This is a genomic window from Kutzneria viridogrisea DSM 43870 (genome assembly GCF_000525635.1).
Taxonomy (GTDB): Bacteria; Actinomycetota; Actinomycetes; order Mycobacteriales; family Pseudonocardiaceae; genus Kutzneria; species Kutzneria viridogrisea.
Map to the genome: position 1 here is coordinate 726,724 of NZ_CP007155.1, position 15,284 is coordinate 742,007.

A 15,284-nucleotide genomic window follows, 5' to 3' on the forward strand; every position below is an offset into this window, starting at 1 on the left:
AGCAGCCACGCGAACCCCCTAATTGCCGGGTCGCTTGTGTTTCGGGCTTACGTGTCCGATCACAGTCGCGACATTGGCGTTGATCTCGTCGAGACGTGCACTGATTGCGCCCATCTCGCCGAGTCGGTTGGTGATCTCGCGGAGCTGGTGCTCGATGACCGCCAGACGTCCTGGTACGTCGTCCTCGTACCTGGGAACGGGCTCACCCGGTTCGGGCGGCCTGTGCCCGCTGAGTACGGCGGCCAGGTGGTCGGGGTGCCACTCCAGTGCCAGCGAAAGCGCTTCGAGCGTGCGGGCGCTGCGTCGGCGCGCGACAGTGTTGTGCTGGATCTCGGCGACGATCGCCTTCGAGACGTGCGAGCGCGCGATGAGTTCGCGCTGACTCAGGCCCAGCTCGGTCAAGCGCTGATTGATCGCTCTCGCGACCGCTGCCCAGTCTGCCGACACGTATCCCTCCGCGCTCCGCCGCCCTACCGAGGGTAGCGCGGGCGCAATTCCGTAGTCCGACTTCTGCGTCGGTTTCAGCGGATTTGGCCCCCTCTGCGTCTAGTTGGGATGAAATCATCCCGATAATGCGACTGAAATCAGACTTTTCTCGATCAGAGAGAGCCAACAATGCACAGCAGTACTCAGAACGTCGGTCCGGCGTTCTACACGGTGACGGAGGCCGCACGGATCCTCCGCCTCGCTCCGTCCACCCTTTACCGGGCCATCAGGGAAGGTGACTTCCCCGCCGTCCGTGTCCGTACCCGCTACGTCGTGCCAGCCGTTGCATTGGACGCCTTGCTCGCCGCTGTTGCCGAGACTGGCGGGCTCGTCGATCCCGCCCGGATAGCTGCCGAGCGCCGAACTGCCCGTGAGGCCGAGCGACTGACCGGGGGTGCGTCGTGGTGAACCCCGATGAGTACTTCCAGGTGGTCGCGGCTGATCTCGACCGGTTCGCCGAAGTCCCCGACAACGTGCTGTTGGAGATCGTGACCACTGACGGGGCCTGCATGTGGCTGGTTGCTACTGACGAGGAGCCGGAGTGGCCCGGCGAGGAACTCACCGACCGGGAGGCAGCAGCCAAGATCTGTGCAGGGTGCTCGGTCCGCCGTCAGTGCTTGGAACTGGAGTTGCGTACCGCTGGCGCCGAGACGCTCGGCGTGTGGGGCGCGCTGTCCGAAGAGGATCGCCGCGCTGTCTACACCGTGTGGCGCGCTCGTCGGCAGGGAGAGCGGCCATGAGCGTCAACGTGCCGATGCTGCCCCTGCTCGGCGGGGTGGGCGTGCTGTTCGGGTTGATCATGGTGTGGCGCGCTGGGCGCCGCAGTGCGAAGGCCGCCGCAGAGGCGGCACGCGCCGGGGCGCGGCTGGTGTCACTGGCTGGTCGAGTGTTGCTCGGCGGTGCCGTGATCTTCGGTGTGCAGTGGATCGTGATCACCCACCCGGACAACACGACGCTGCTCCTGGTGGTGCTCGCCCTGCCGGACCTGTTCGCCGCCTTCGTGCTCACCAAGGCCCTGACCGTGAGCACGCTCGACGGCCCGACTCGGCGCAGCAGGGGTGACCGGCGATGACCGGCCGCGCCAGGAAGGAACGATACGAAAGGGGAGTAGTGGTGGCCGCCTACGGGCGGCCACCCGGCCCCCTCGCGGCATGGCTCCGCCCGGCCCGTATGGACCAGCTCGCCGCCGATGCCGCCGAGGCGGCCAAGCGCCGGGCTTACCAGACCCATCCGGACGTGGTGGCCCTGCGGGTCGAGCAGGTGCGTACCCAGGTGGACCGGCTGTGCTGGGCGGGCATCACGCTCGGGCTCGGATTCACTATGACCAACGTGCAAGCCTTCGCCGCTGCGGGCTCGGCGGCATGGTCGCTGCCATGGCTTGCCGCGTGGCTGCTGGACCCCACGGTCTCGCTGGTGCTGCTGGCGATCCTGCGGGCTGAACAGATCACCTCCCGCTACCAGGTTTGTACCGGTCCGTGGGTGCGTCGCGCGAAGTGGCTCACTCTCGGCGCCACGTACGTGATGAACACGTGGGCGTCCTACGTGGCCGGTTCGTTGTCGGGGATCGTGTTGCACTCGGTGCCGCCGCTGGTGGTGTTCGTGGCCGCCGAGGCGGTCACCGATCTACGCGACAAGCTGACCGAGGCAGTCACCGCAGCGTTCATGACCGCCTCGGCGGTGAACACACCGCCGAGCGTTCACCAGCCCAATCCACGACGGCCGAAGCCCACCAGCGCGGGCGGTCGTCGGCGCAAGCTGTTCGGCGATTACCTCGCCGAGGCACGTGCCGCGTGGTCACCCGGTGTCGTGATCACTCCCGCGTGGGTGCGGTCGGTGACCGACTGCGCGCGCGGGCTGTCACCGAAGCTGGCCGCCACGCTGCTGTCCGAAGTGGAGCGTTCCGACGCCAATACTGCTACTACTGACAACGATGCTTCTGCTGCGACGCCAGAAAGTGAGGCGTAGCAATGACTTCGCCAGGAAATCAGGTCGAGCCTGCTCCGCCGGTCTACGACGCAGAACTGGTGGACGACTCCGTGTCCGCCCGCACTCGCCCGACTGTGGGGCAACGGCTCGGTTCGTGGTGGCAGCGTTCACCACGGGTACCGGTCGCGCTGAAGAACCGACAGGCGTTCACGCAAGCAGTGAAGGACGGTGCCGTTCGCGCGCTGTGTTCACCGGTCCACTACGTCGGTGCGGTCGTGCGGGGCCTGGTCGCTGCCGTGCGGTGGTGGCGCAGGTGGGTCACCGTTCACGACTACCGCGACGCCGCCGAGCAGTCCGAGAAGCTCGCCGACAAGTTCACCGAGATCCGCGCACTCACGTTGTTCCGGTGGAAGGTCACCGCAGCGTCGGCTGTTGCCGGGGTGCTCGCGGTGCTGGTGACTGAGCTGCTGTACGGGTCGGCGGTGTGGTGGATCCTCGGCGGGGCCGCATCGGTCGCACTGGCGATCCTGGGCCGCCGCAAGGACGGCAGCCCCGGCCGCAAGCCGGTGCTGTCGGGTCCGCGCTCGCTGACCTGGACGATGGACCCACAGGTGTTGGTGGACGCGTTCCGGGACGCGAAGCTGATCGGCAAGGACGAGACGCTGCGACTGGTAGAACGTGCCCATCGGCAGGGTGAGGGGTGGGCGATCATCGTGGATCTGCCCGCGACCCGTAAGGCGGCCGACGTAGTGCGTAACCGGGAGGCGTTGGCCTCGGCGCTGGCGGTGGATGAGGTCCAGCTCATCGCCGAGCGGGTGCGAGGCAACGGCGGTCATGCGGGCCGCGTGGCGCTGTGGGTGGCCGATGAGGACCCGTACGCGGGACCGCCGCTGCGGACGCCCCTGCTGGGTGTGCAGCACTGGGACGCGTGGCGGCCGGTCCCGTTCGGACACGACGCCCGCGCCCGCAAGGTCTCCCTGCCCCTGGTGTGGACATCGCTGCTAATCGGTGCGATTCCGCGGCAGGGCAAGACGTTCGCCGAGCGGCTGGCAGCCGCGGGCTTGATCTTGGACCCCTACACCCGGTTGTACGTCGCCGACTTCAAGGGCGGCAAGGACTGGGACGCCTGCCAGCCGTGCGCACACCGGTTCTTCTCCGGTGACGACGAGGAACACCTGTTCGCGTTCAAGGCGTGGCTTGAGGAACTGGTGTCAGAGACGCAAGGCAGGTATGGACGGATGCGGAAACTCGATGACGAGACCTGCCCCGAGTCCAAGATCACCCCTGCCATCTCACGGGACACGTCGCTGAACATGCCCATCACGGCCGTGATCGTGGACGAGGCACACATCCCCTTGGAGTCCCGCATCACTATCGAAGTGGAGGGAACGAAGGTCCCGCTCGGCAAGTATCTCGGCGAACTGCTCACCTGGCTGGCCAAGAAGGGACCAGCCGCCGGGGTCGTGGTCATCCTGGCCACCCAACGCCCGGACGCGAGCAGCCTGCCGACCGCGCTGCGGGCGGTACTGGGGTCACGGTTCGCGCTGCGGGTGATGGACTGGCGCGATTCCAACATCATCCTCGGCGAGCAGATGAATACCCGAGGCTATGACTCCTCCAAGCTGTTCGCCTCACACAAGGGAGTCGGCATCCTCCGGCCGGACGGCGACACCGAGGCGGGCGCTGACGTGCTCGCGATGACGGTGCGCACCTACTACATGCCCAACACCGACTGGAAGACCATCTGTGAGCGTGGCCGGATGCTGCGCGAGGCGGCGGGAACCTTGACGGGCCACGCGATCGGGGCGAACTCGGCGCCGATGCTCGACCTGGCAGCCGTAGCCAAGGCCATCGGCAGCAGCACGGCCACTGTGGACGATGCCGAGCTGGTCGACGTGCCCGAGCCGCTCGCGTCCGTTGTGGACTACCTCGGCGATGACCTCGCCGAGCACGACGGCCGCGCGTTCGTTCCCACCGCCGAACTGGTCGAAGCGCTCGGCGTCGAGCCGACCGCGTTCGGCAAGCAGATGGCCGACCTCGGCTGCCGGTCCAAACGGGAGCGGATACCGACCACAGACGGCAGCGTGCGTCAGGTACGCGGCTACTTCACAGCCGACATCCGCGCGGCCCTCGCCGCCGCAGGCGAGCAAGAGACCGACGACGATGGCACCGACTGACCAGCCACCGGCCGTCACAGCGAACCCCGTGACCCGTCACAGCGGGCGTCACAACGTCGGGTACCTGTCACAACCACCGTGACGGGTCGACCTGCGCCCCTACCAGCAAGAACGGCGAGTGTGACGGGTGGGACGGGTCCACCGTGGACCCGTCTCACCCGTCACTGTGGCGGCTAGCTTGCCCGTAGCCGAGACATCTGTTGGCGGGTGGGGGCAAGGTCCAGCGCGGGCAGGTCCGGACCGGAGAGCAGCACTGACGGCGAGCCTGTTGCAGCTTTGAGCGTGAGGTACCGGTCAGTCACCAGGCAAGCATCGGCGAGTCCGTTGGGCAGGCCGCATACGGGGTTCATGAGTACGCCAGCTATCTCGCTCGTGGATGGTCCTTCAGACCAATCCACACCACACGCTCCGAGCGCAAACGGCGAATGCACGATGCGGGGGACCGTGGTGAACAAACTGATGCGCCGGAGAAGCGCGCTGCTGACCGCTGCGGCAGCGACGTGCTCTCTGCGGCTCGCCGCTCGTTCGGTGTCTGTCAGTGGATGAGGATGCTTCCACTGCCCCCACAATGGAACGTCTCCGCATGTGCTGAAGGCAGACAGTGTGTCGGCCCACTGTCTGTAGGTGACCCCTGACAGAAGCACACGCGCATCACTGTCCACTAGGTACAACTCGATATGCCTGCGGTACAGGCTAATACGCAAGCCAGGGACACCTCCCAAGCCGTTGGTGGTGACACGTGGCAGCAGTTCAGCGAGCAGCGGTGTCACGGCCTCGTCGCGGATGTGAAGCCACAGCTCATGTCCTAGTGGGCGTACCATCCGGAAGACCGCTGCCGGGGAGACTCGGCTTGCTGCGTAGAGGATTCCAGCCTCTAGGTACTGCTGATCGCTTGTGCGGGCGTCCGGCAGAACCGCACGGTGAACGGCTGGTGATAGCGGCACGTCGAGAAGTTCGTCAAGCGCGTCGAGTAGCAAACGGCGATCACCAGTACCCAATGGGTCGAGTGCCTGCACGAGCGCAGGCATCAGAGCGCTCGTGGGCTCCCCTGTGAACCGCCGCCGAAGAGCGGCAAGGCGTCTGATCAGGGTCGAACGGTTCGGCACGTCGAGCCTTCCACGACATCGATCACGGGGCGCTGAGCGCGTCGGCTCGCGGCGACTTCACGCAACCTGGTGCTGCACTGCACGCACGAACGGGGCGGATGCACACCGCATGATCCACGAACACCAGTACCCGTCGTCTGACAGATATGCGGTTCGTCCGTCCACCACCTTGGTTTCCGCATCCTCGAACACCAGATGTCGAGCGAGGTAGGCACGGTCGCCCTCCACCTGCACGAGCATCCCCAGCATCTTCGGCGGAACGCCAGCGGCCATGGGGCTACCTCCGGAGTCGGGCCTCGGCTGGGGAAAGTCGGGGGACAACCCCCAGCCGAGGCGCTTGTCCGGCAGCGGAACGGAACACAGCGAGGAGAAGCCACCGGACGGTCTGATGACCGGGCGAGGTCGGTCATGTCAGACTGAAATCAGACTGTCGTTGACCCGCGACGAACAACACGACGCGAGCACGACACGGACAGGCCCAGTGGATGACGTCGAGGTGACGACGGGAGGACTGCGATGGTGGAGAAGGAACTCGGTCACTCATCCGTTCGTACCGTGCTCGAACAACAGATCAGGAACCGTCGGCAGACCTTCGAGGAGTTCGCCGAGTACGCCGAACGATTCGCTCGCGAGTACAGCGAGCCCGGAACGCTGAGCGTCCGCCATCTTCAGCGGCTCGTTGCGGGCCGACGCGCGGACGGTAGTCCGCTCGGACGCGTGCGACCGGCAACGGCGCGACTGCTTGAGCGAATTTTTGGGCTGAGCATTGACGAGCTTCTCGCTCCTCCTGTGGTCGCCGAACAGCAGGCGGTGACAGTTCATCCGTTGCGGGTAGCTGTTGCCGTTGTACTGAAAGGGAAGGACGTGCTTGTCGTCCGCCGTAGGGGAGAAGTAGCGGACGGAGTCCCGTGGCAGTTCCCAGCAGGCATGATCAAACCGGGAGTGCAACCGGATGCGGTTGCGATCCGAGAGACTCTCGGAGAAACGGCCGTGCACTGCGTCGCGCGGCATGGTTTGGGGAGCAGGCTTCATCCGGCGACGAAGGTCTTCTGTGACTACGTGCTATGCGACTACGTCACGGGAGAAGCGACGAACGTCGACGTGTTCGAGAACGTTGATGTCGCATGGGTCGACAAGGCGGTCCTGACTCGGCTCATTCCTGTGGATCGAATCTATCCACCGATACTCGATGCGCTCGAACTCTCGGGCGAAGGCGCCTGCGTTTGAAAAAGTGTTCGCCTACTTCGCGGCACGCTTCGCGCGCAGGCTTGCGACCGCTGCCACGTGATGCCCACCCTCACGCTCCGCCACGACGATTCGTCGCCCTCGACTGGCGGTGACAAGTCCGATCGCCTTCAGTTCTGCGATCGCTCGGTGTGCGGTGCCGACCGAGACGTTATAGCGTGCGGCGAGTTCTGCAACAGTCGGCATCACGGCACCGGGGCGCAGCGCTCCGCAAGAAATGGCGCCGCGTAGGTCGCTGGCAATCTTCTTGTACGGGCTGTTCGGCTCCTCTGGTCGCAGTGTCGTCATTGGCGTACCAACAGGATCAATTTCGATCGGGGCGCTCGGCATACGCGCGCTGAGGTTGCCTGCTGCTCGCTGGTCAGCCTCGGACACCCAGGCCGAGTACACGCGGAGGGTCGTTGCGCCTCCGCCGCCATGTCCAAGCCGACCAGCGACGGTGCGAACATCGACCCCGGACGCGATGAGTTCAGTCGCCGAGTAGTGCCGAAGATCGTGGATGCTCATATCCCACCCGAGCCTTTCGCACATCCGTCGGTAGCGCTGCGAGACAGAGTCAGGCTTGAGCCAGGTGCTGTGGTCGATCGACGATGAGAACACCCGGCCATGTGGGTCGATCTTCCGCGCCATCTCTGCCGCCAGAGACTCGCAGTGCTGCCGGTATGCACGCAGGAGGGCAACAGTATCCGCGTCGAGCGCGATTCGGCGCTGCTGGTGAGTTTTAGTGTCTTTCTCCCAGGTCTTCGAGCCATCCTGTCCGATGCTGGTGCGGATTCCCAAAGCGGCGTTGTCAAGGTTGAGTAGGTGCCATTGGAGCGCGCACAGTTCGCCGCGCCTGGCTCCTGTGGTCATCGCCAGCCATACCAACATGCCCCATGGGAGGTCTTTGAAAGCCTCATTGACGATGGCTGCGGCTTGCTCCGGCGTTGGCGGATGTGGGTCTGGCGTAACAGCCTTCGGTGGCTCGGCTTGGTCGAGCGGGTTGATGGTGATCCAGTGCCAGCGAATAGCGCGCTTCAAGGCTCCGCTGAGACACCAATGAACCTGGCGGATCGAGGACGTAGCGAGCGGGCGGCACTCATGTTGCTTGCAACGCGCATCGCATTCGTGTGGACGCTTTGTCCTGTGCTCGATGAACTTTTTGCCGCCGCAGTGCACGCGGCAGGTTCGCAAGATCTTGTAGAAGGAATCGAGCGTCTCGCCGTCGAGTTTGCCGACCGAGAGCTTGCCAAGCAGCGGCCGGATGTGGTTGTTGATGTAGCCTTCGTAGCTCTTGCGCGTGTTGGTGTCGACGTCGAGCAGTTCAAGGTATCGATCCATGAGCTGATTGACGTTTGCCTTGGTGCGAGGATTGCGCTGCTCGTCAACCTGGTTGATCAGGCGAATCCGAGCCTTCTCGGCGTCTTTCTCGGCGGTCGGTCCCGCTGGAATGGTCTCGGTGAGGTAGTTCCGGCGACCGCTCAGCGGGTCGATCCCGGCGTACACCTTGACCCTCAGCGATCCGCTCGGCAGCGTCTCGACCTCGCCGCGCGTGCGGCGCTTGCAGTCTGTCTTCGTCGCGCCCATGGGGCCACTGTAGACCAGCTCGCACCACAAATAGCCCCACGCGATGACCCGAAGATCATCAGCGAGGGGCTGCCTCGCTGGAGCCTCTGACCTGTTTTTGCAGGTCAGAGGCCCTAGCTTCACCCGGTGAAAGGTGGTGCCCCCGGCAAGATTCGAACTTGCGACACACGGTTTAGGAAACCGATGCTCTATCCCCTGAGCTACGAGGGCGCGCGCTCTGGCGACCACAGCATAGCGGGCGGGCGGTCGGGGGTGGCGTTGGGTCCACCGTGTCAGGGGTATCCACCGGGTGGAGCAGTGGCATTCACGCGGGGTGTCGCTGGAGTGCACCAAGACGCCTACGAACAGTGGAACTTTCCCCCTGCCGGGCAGGTCTTCCCGCATAGTCGTGGGTGGCACCCAGCTACCAGAGGAGCGATCGTGACGCCCGGTGACACCGACAACGCCGTGCACGCGGCGGTCGGCGGCGACGTGTACCAGTTCCGGGACGTGTCGGTGGTCACGCACAACTACGCGCGGCGCGGGTTGCCGGTCAGCACGGTGCTGGACGCGGGCAGGGCGGCGAGCCGGTTCGTGCGACCGGGCGGGTTCGGGGTGGCGCTGGCGAGGCTGGCCGGTGACCGGGTGGTCGTGCTGGCCTCGCGCCGGGGCACGGGGCGGCGCACGGCGGCGACCTGCCTGCTGGACGGGGTCGGCGGGCTGAGCCTGGCCGAGATCGAGGTGGACGAGGAGTCGCCGCTGGCCAAGCACCCGGTGTCGCCGCGGCACGGCTACCTGTTGGACCTGACCACGGCGGACGACCGCACGGTGGAGCAGACGGCCACGGGGCTGGCGGCGTTCCGGGCGAAGCTGTCGGCGGAGGGCAGTTGGCTGGTGCTGGTGGTGCCACCGGCACACGGGCACCTGTTCGAGGCGGAGCTGGTGGACCTGCGGCCACCCGCGGCCGACGAGGTGTTGCTGGCGCACCTGGCCGCGGACGGCCTGGACGACCAGGCGGACAAGTGGCTGGCGGAGCCGGAGGTGCGGCGCCTGCTGGCCGGTGCGCGGGTCAGCGACGCGGCGCGCATGGCCGACCTGGTGCGCAGGGTCAGCGCGCAGGACGGGGACTTCGCCCAGTGCTGCGCGGACGTGGTCGCGGCGCTGCGGGACTGGTCGGACCAGCTCACGGCGGAGTTCCGCGCGCACCCGGACGTGCCGTGGCGTGCCCTGCTGCTGGCGGCGGCCGTGCTGGACCAGGCGCACCCGGACAGCGTGCTGGCGGCCTCGGAGGCGTTGCTGCGGGCGACCGGCTACGTGGCTGAGGAGGAGGTCCACCCGCTGGCGGGCGAGGGCCTGGCCGCACGCCTGGCCTCGGTCGGCGCGGTCGTGGACAACGACCGGGTGCGGCTGCCGAAACCGGACTACGCCAGGTCGGTGCTGGGCTACGCCTGGCGGGACTTCCCCGCACTGCGCGATCACCTCGTGCGCTGGATGATCTCGCTGCCGGAGCGGTACGGCGACGGCGAGGTGGTGGCCGGGCACCTGATGGACCTCGCGGTGCCCTCCGTGCTGACCACGGCGGTCGCGGCCTGGGCGGAGCGCACCCCGTTGCGGCGGTTGGCCGAGCGGCTGCTCGTGGCGGGCGCGCTGGACACCGGCCTGGGCTTCGCCGTGCGCAGGACGATCTACGACTGGTCCTGCCGCAGGGACCTGTCCACCCCGCTGAGTACCGTGGCGCTCGCGGTCTGCGGCGGCGAGCTGGGGCAGCGCTACCCGCAGGTGGCGCTGACCAGGATCGGGCACTTCGCGGCCCGCGAGGAGCTGGCGCAGCCGGTGCTCGACGCCCTGTCCTCGTTGGCGCACAAGCACTTCACGCAGGTGGTGATCCGGCTCAGGCGCTGGCTGGGCGAGGGGACCGCGCCGTGGGACCTGGTGGTGACGGCACTGCTGGACGCTGCGGAGTCCGAACAGGACGGTCGAGGGTGGATCCTGGACCAGCTGGTGGCCGCCTGCTCGGGGCGCCCGCAGGACCTGGGGGCGTTGGAGCTGGCCGCCCTGCGGTGGCGCGGCGCGGGCGGCGCCGACCGCCAGCGGGTGCAGGAGTTGTTGCTGGCCAAGGTGAATCGCGCGGACCCGTTGGTCCGCGCCGCGATTTCGAGCTGAGCAAGGGGAGAGATGGGCACCGATCCCTGGTCGGAGGTCAAGCCGACGATGCGCGGCCGGTTCGGCAACTGGTTGCGCCGCTGGCAGCAGCGCAGGGCGCAGCGCGAGCACGACTGGGTGTACGGCCCGCAACAGCAGCAGCCGGTGGCCCTGCAACTGCGCCAGCCGCCCGCCCCGCCGCCCTACCCCACGGTGCAGTTCACCGCAGTGCTGCCCAGCCGGGTGCCGCACGCGGAGTTCCAGGCGACGATCACCGTTGCCTGGGAGGTCACCGCGGGCACGGAGGCCGTGCACGCCAAGCCGGAGTCGGTGGCGCGGCGGGAGATCGAGCGGCGCGCCGCGGAGATCACGGCCACGGCGCTGGTGCTGCACAGCGAGCAGGTCCAGCACCGGATCGAGGCCGAGCTCGGCGTGCTGACCCGGGTGGAGGGCAGCCAGGTCTCGGTGCAGGTGCGCGAGGTGGAGCTGGCGGTCCCGGAGGAGTCCAGGGCGGCCACCGAGCTGTACCAGGAGGTGCAGCGCCGCAAGCTGGCCCGTGGCTGGGAGCGGGACCTGCACATCGAGGAACTGCGGCACCTCAAGGACGACATCCTCAGCGACCCGGCGATGGCCACGGTGTGGTGGCTGCACAACAACGGCAACCAGGTGGACCAGGCACTGGAGATGTCCACGAAGCTGCGCAGGCTGGCCGAGGTGCTCGCCGACCAGCCCGAACAGTCCAATCCGGACACAGTTATGTCCCTTGTGGACAGATTCGTGGACAGGCTGCCGGAGGGGGCTCGCTGGCGGCTGCTGAGCAATCTGGCCGAGGTGTTCTCCCACTACGGGAGTCCTGATCTGGCCAGCGAACTGCCGCAACTGCGACCGGCCGAGCGCGGCGGTCAGGAACCGGCCTGACCGCCGCGCCCACCGTTCAGCGCGGGTAGATCTCGAACTCGTAGAGGGAGTAGCCGTACTTGGTGCCCCGCTGCACCCCGGTCATCCGCACGTAGCGCGCGGTGGTCGGGGTGAACGAGTCGTTGTCCGTGCCACCGGCCCCGGTGCTGGTGGACCAGACGGCCCGCCAGTCCGTGCCGTTGTCGGACACCTCGATCCGGTATCCCTTGGCGTAGGCCGCTTCCCAGCGCAGCACGGCCCGGCCGACCTGCTGGGCCGAACCCAGGTCCACGGTGATCGACTGGTTGTCGCTCCAGTCACTGGCCCACCGCGAGGTGCCGCTGCCGTCCACGGCGTTGGCGGGCGGTGAGTTGTACGCCCCGGTCTCGTGGCTGCTCGCGGTGACCGCCTTGCCCTGGGCCAGGTTGCCGATCGCCTCGCCCCGGTGCGCCGGGTACTGCACCACCTGCTGGTAGGTGGGCCGGTTCTGCCAGCTGATCTTGCCGTCGGTGACGCCGCCCAGCGGTCGCTGGATGATCGCGTCGGCGCACCACTGGTCACCGGCCGAGCAGTCCGCGTCCCCGGTGTAGACCTGCGCCGGGGTCTGCGCGGCGGCCTGTTGCAGGCTGCTCAGCAGGGCCTGGCGGCACTGGCCGAGATCGCCGTTGCCGCAGTAGGACCTGGACAGCGCGCCCCGCACCGGGTCGCCGAGCACCGAGCGCAGGTCCTTGTCCACGTAGCTCCACCAGCCGTACTGGAAGGCGGAGCCCTTGTGCGGCTGGGACTCGTTGGCCCCGCCCGAGGTGCTGCCCACGTTCTGCCCGCCGGAGGGCGACTCGTTGACCTGGATGGCCCCGGTCATCGTGCCGAACAGGTCGGCGCCCAGCGTGGGCTGGAACTCGGCCTGCACCAGCAGCGGCCACCAGGCGTCGAGCACCCGGATGGCGTCGGCGTTGGCGTAGGTGTGGCTGCCCGGCGTGGTTTCCCTGCGCAGCGAGCCCGACTGCTGCCAGGCCTTGAGCCCGTCCACGACCTTGGCCAGGTTCGGGTCGGTCACCGGCTGGCTGCCGATCACCCGCAGCAGCTCCGGCAGCACGTCCTCGGCCCGCAGGTCGGCGACGGCCGCGTCGGCCATGGCCTTGGTCAGCGCGGCACGGGTCACCTTCTGCCCGCTGCCGACCAGCGCCTTGACCCGGTCGTCGAGCAGGTTGGCGCGGTGCACCGAGCCGTTGCCGAAGCCCGCCGAGCTGAAGTCCTTGGACTGCTTGTTGTTCCAGCTGACGTAGTAGTCCTGGTTGACCGAGTTCGGGTGCTGGGCGAAGGGCGTGTAGCTGGCCGTGTTGGTGTCGGGGTTCCAGCCCTGCCACTCGTAGGACTGCTGCGCGCGGATCGGCAGGTTCGGGTTGGTGCCCGCGGCCCGCACCGGGTTGTTGCCGGAGTTGAAGTACGCGGTGTCCTTGGAGTCCACGTAGAACCAGTTGAAGGTGAAGTTGATGTCCGAGGCGGCCTGCTGGAACGTGGCCGCCGAGTGCACCACCGAGGGGTCGTTGAACTCCTGGAACCCGATGATCGAGTCCACCTCGTGCCGGTAGCTGGAGCGCAGGCTGGTGTAGGCCACCGGCTTGCCGCCCACGGTCGCCCGCGACTGCACCAGGCCGTACTTGGTGCGGAAGGCGATCAGCTTGTACGACCCGGCCGCCGTGCTGTCGGCGATGGTCGGTTTCCAGGAGTTGTCCCGCTCCAGCTGCTCCATCGGCAGGCACTGCCCGTGGTACAGGTAGGAGTTGGAGTTCTTGGTGGCCGGTGCCCCGTTGGGCTCGCACAGGTCCACCGCGAAGGTGTCGGTGATGTCCTGGCCCGCCGAGGTCGCGCTCCAGGAGTAGTCCTGGCCGCGGCCCAGCTCCACGTACATGCTCAGCCCGGCGAAGGCCACGCCGCGCGCGCTGATGCCCGGGCCCTGCAACTCCTCCAGCATGAGCAGCTGCGGGGCGAAGTAGCCGGTCTGCGGCCCGAACACCGCGACCGGGTGCCCGCTGTCGGTGTGCTGGCCGGAGACCACCAGCGCGTTGGACATGCCGTGCTTGGCGCTGATCAGGTCGGGCGGCAACACGCCCTTGTCGAAGATCCCGCGCGCCTTGTCCTCGTCGGGGACCCGCGTGGGGACCGGGGGCGAGCTCTTGACCTGCGTGGCGGAGGTCGCCGACCCGGTCGGGTCGAACACCAGCTGCTGCGGGGTCACCGAGCCGGGGTCGGGCATGGCCACGCCCTGCGGGTTGGCCGGGTCGGCCGCGTAGGGGAAGGACTGCCCGTCGTGCAGGGTCAGCACGGCCTCGGGGTCGTTCTGCTCGCGGAAGGACTGCCAGACCTTGTCGCCCTCGGTGACGCCGAACTTGGCCTCGGCGGCCAGCTTGACCAGCGCCGACTGCACCTCACCGCCGCCGCCCGCGCCGAACAGGGCACCGATGACCCCGCCGATGGCCACCAGGTCGGTGGGCTTGAACGGGTCGATCGAGCCCGCGTTGGTGATCGGGTCGATGTGCCCGGTCAGGTCGTACTCACCGGGAAAGGTCCGGTTGTTGTAGACCTTGGTGATGTAGGAGTTGATGCCGGCCACGTAGTCCTTGGCGTCCTGCATGGCCTGCGCGCCGCGTGCCCCGTGCGTGGTCACGGCGTTGTCCAGCTGGGCCTGCAACTCCTGCTCGGTGTAGGGCGCCGCCGCCCAGAAGGACTGCTCCAGCGCGCGGTTGCCCGGTGCGCCGCCCGCGAAGCTGGTCAGCTGCCCGCGTCCGACGTGCCGGAACACGTCCATCAGCCACAGCCGGTCGTTGGCCGCCGCGTAGCCCGCGCCGAACTCGGTCCCGGAGCGGGTCGTGCCGGTGATGTGCGGGACCCCGGTGGCCTTGTCCCGGACGATCGTCACGTCCTCACGGGGCTTGATCGTGCTCTCCACCTGGTCCGGCGGCACCCCGAAGGAGGCGTCGTCGAAGAAGGAGCCGAGCTGGCCGTTGCTCAGCCCGGTGTAGTTGTTGATCAGGTCGGCGTACTTGCCGAGCTGGTCGTCGGTGTGCGCGGGCCTGGTGCCGAACACCTTGTTGGCGAGGATGTCGGCCAGGGTGGCGTTGCCGTTCTCACCCGGTGGCAGGACGTCGTCGCACTGGCCGAGGCAGTAGTCGTTGGAGGCGTAACTGGCCGATCTCGGCTGCGGGGCCTCCGCCGAGGCCGGGCCGCTCGACAGGACGAGGGCGGCAGCGGTCAGGGTGGTCAGGGTCGCGACTGCGGTGGCGCGAGCAGTTCTGAGCATGCGCAGGGGGCTCCTCTCCCGGAGTCGAACGTGACGCACGTTACTTCCCGGTAGCGCAATGCGAAAGACCTTCGCGTTCTTGACTCACTCCAAGGGGTGACTGTTTGGTTGCGGTGTGCGCGGAGTCGGGGTGCTGGTCGGCAGGTGGTCCGAGCGGCTCGGGTTGGCTCAGGAACTGGGCTCCGAGCAGGGCAGATGGCGCATGCGGGCCGGTGGCGGCGCCGGTGGTCTGCTGGCCGTGCTGCTCGGCTCCGGCGTGTTCGGCGCCGTGCTCGGGACCGTGGGCGGTTGGCTGGCCGGCGGGCTCGTGCTGGCGGCCGTGCGCAGCTTCCGCGCGGAGGGCAGGCACCTCGGTTCAAGGTGATAAACAGGCGTTCACAGCTGGATAACCGTTGATATTTCTGTCATGACGTCATCTGGCGGGAACTTCTAGGCAAAACTGGGCCCGCATGATGAGAT

At 67.7% G+C, this 15,284-nt stretch carries 13 protein-coding genes and 1 tRNA gene; 9 read left to right on the forward strand and 5 right to left on the reverse strand.

What is annotated here, in order from left to right; translation table 11 throughout:
* Positions 1–18: 18 nt before the first annotated feature.
* Positions 19–447, reverse strand: a complete 429-nt coding sequence (locus KALB_RS03470; protein WP_025354335.1) for a helix-turn-helix domain-containing protein — start codon at positions 445–447, stop codon at positions 19–21.
* 168 nt (positions 448–615) lie between these two features.
* Here KALB_RS03470 and KALB_RS45030 point away from each other — a divergent pair, with 168 nt between their 5' ends.
* From KALB_RS45030 to KALB_RS03495, 5 genes are all read left to right on the forward strand, one after another.
* Positions 616–894: a helix-turn-helix domain-containing protein gene (locus tag KALB_RS45030; RefSeq protein WP_030110929.1), complete on the forward strand. Its 279-nt coding sequence runs from the start codon at positions 616–618 to the stop codon at positions 892–894.
* The gene (locus KALB_RS03480) at positions 891–1,226 is read left to right on the forward strand and encodes a WhiB family transcriptional regulator (RefSeq protein ID WP_025354336.1); all 336 of its coding nucleotides are present in this window, start codon (positions 891–893) and stop codon (positions 1,224–1,226) included. Before KALB_RS45030 ends, KALB_RS03480 begins: the two co-directional genes overlap by 4 nt.
* Positions 1,223–1,558: a hypothetical protein gene (locus KALB_RS03485; RefSeq protein WP_025354337.1), complete on the forward strand. Its 336-nt coding sequence runs from the start codon at positions 1,223–1,225 to the stop codon at positions 1,556–1,558. Before KALB_RS03480 ends, KALB_RS03485 begins: the two co-directional genes overlap by 4 nt.
* 98 nt (positions 1,559–1,656) lie before the next feature.
* Positions 1,657–2,451, forward strand: a complete 795-nt coding sequence (locus KALB_RS03490) for a hypothetical protein (RefSeq protein ID WP_236650313.1) — start codon at positions 1,657–1,659, stop codon at positions 2,449–2,451.
* 2 nt (positions 2,452–2,453) lie between these two features.
* The gene (locus KALB_RS03495) at positions 2,454–4,589 is read left to right on the forward strand and encodes a cell division protein FtsK (RefSeq protein ID WP_025354339.1); all 2,136 of its coding nucleotides are present in this window, start codon (positions 2,454–2,456) and stop codon (positions 4,587–4,589) included.
* Between the two features lie 1,163 nt (positions 4,590–5,752).
* Here the strand turns inward: KALB_RS03495 and KALB_RS03500 are convergent.
* Positions 5,753–5,968 (reverse strand): hypothetical protein, encoded by a 216-nt coding sequence (locus KALB_RS03500; RefSeq protein ID WP_025354340.1) that lies wholly within the window; start codon positions 5,966–5,968, stop codon positions 5,753–5,755.
* Between the two features lie 243 nt (positions 5,969–6,211).
* Between KALB_RS03500 and KALB_RS45035 the strand changes: the two genes are divergently transcribed.
* Positions 6,212–6,922: an NUDIX hydrolase gene (locus KALB_RS45035; RefSeq protein WP_081789176.1), complete on the forward strand. Its 711-nt coding sequence runs from the start codon at positions 6,212–6,214 to the stop codon at positions 6,920–6,922.
* 12 nt (positions 6,923–6,934) lie between these two features.
* On the opposite strand, the gene KALB_RS45040 is transcribed toward KALB_RS45035, so the two are convergent.
* A complete protein-coding gene (locus tag KALB_RS45040) occupies positions 6,935–8,506 on the reverse strand; it encodes a site-specific integrase (protein ID WP_148309334.1) in 1,572 nt (523 codons plus the stop codon).
* 134 nt (positions 8,507–8,640) lie between these two features.
* Positions 8,641–8,716: transfer RNA gene (locus KALB_RS03510), tRNA-Arg, on the reverse strand.
* 210 nt (positions 8,717–8,926) lie between these two features.
* Between KALB_RS03510 and KALB_RS03515 the strand changes: the two genes are divergently transcribed.
* Positions 8,927–10,648 (forward strand): hypothetical protein, encoded by a 1,722-nt coding sequence (locus KALB_RS03515; RefSeq protein ID WP_025354342.1) that lies wholly within the window; start codon positions 8,927–8,929, stop codon positions 10,646–10,648.
* Positions 10,649–10,660: 12 nt separating this feature from the next.
* Entirely contained in the window at positions 10,661–11,545 is an 885-nt protein-coding gene (locus tag KALB_RS49740) for a hypothetical protein (RefSeq protein ID WP_025354343.1), read from the forward strand.
* Between the two features lie 16 nt (positions 11,546–11,561).
* Here KALB_RS49740 and KALB_RS03525 read toward each other — a convergent pair whose 3' ends face one another.
* Complete coding sequence (locus KALB_RS03525; protein WP_030111644.1) at positions 11,562–14,825, reverse strand: penicillin acylase family protein; 3,264 nt, start codon at positions 14,823–14,825, stop codon at positions 11,562–11,564.
* Positions 14,826–14,940: 115 nt separating this feature from the next.
* Here KALB_RS03525 and KALB_RS03530 point away from each other — a divergent pair, with 115 nt between their 5' ends.
* Entirely contained in the window at positions 14,941–15,189 is a 249-nt protein-coding gene (locus KALB_RS03530; RefSeq protein WP_148309335.1) for a hypothetical protein, read from the forward strand.
* Positions 15,190–15,284 lie beyond the last annotated feature (95 nt).

Coding starts and splice junctions, on each gene's coding strand:
- KALB_RS45030 (WP_030110929.1), top strand. CDS start 616: ATGCACAGCAGTACTCAGAACGTCGGTCCGGCGTTCTACACGGTGACG.
- KALB_RS03485 (WP_025354337.1), top strand. CDS start 1,223: ATGAGCGTCAACGTGCCGATGCTGCCCCTGCTCGGCGGGGTGGGCGTG.
- KALB_RS03490 (WP_236650313.1), top strand. CDS start 1,657: ATGGACCAGCTCGCCGCCGATGCCGCCGAGGCGGCCAAGCGCCGGGCT.
- KALB_RS03495 (WP_025354339.1), top strand. CDS start 2,454: ATGACTTCGCCAGGAAATCAGGTCGAGCCTGCTCCGCCGGTCTACGAC.
- KALB_RS03500 (WP_025354340.1), bottom strand. CDS start 5,968: ATGGCCGCTGGCGTTCCGCCGAAGATGCTGGGGATGCTCGTGCAGGTG.
- KALB_RS45035 (WP_081789176.1), top strand. CDS start 6,212: ATGGTGGAGAAGGAACTCGGTCACTCATCCGTTCGTACCGTGCTCGAA.
- KALB_RS45040 (WP_148309334.1), bottom strand. CDS start 8,506: ATGGGCGCGACGAAGACAGACTGCAAGCGCCGCACGCGCGGCGAGGTC.
- KALB_RS49740 (WP_025354343.1), top strand. CDS start 10,661: ATGGGCACCGATCCCTGGTCGGAGGTCAAGCCGACGATGCGCGGCCGG.
- KALB_RS03525 (WP_030111644.1), bottom strand. CDS start 14,825: ATGCTCAGAACTGCTCGCGCCACCGCAGTCGCGACCCTGACCACCCTG.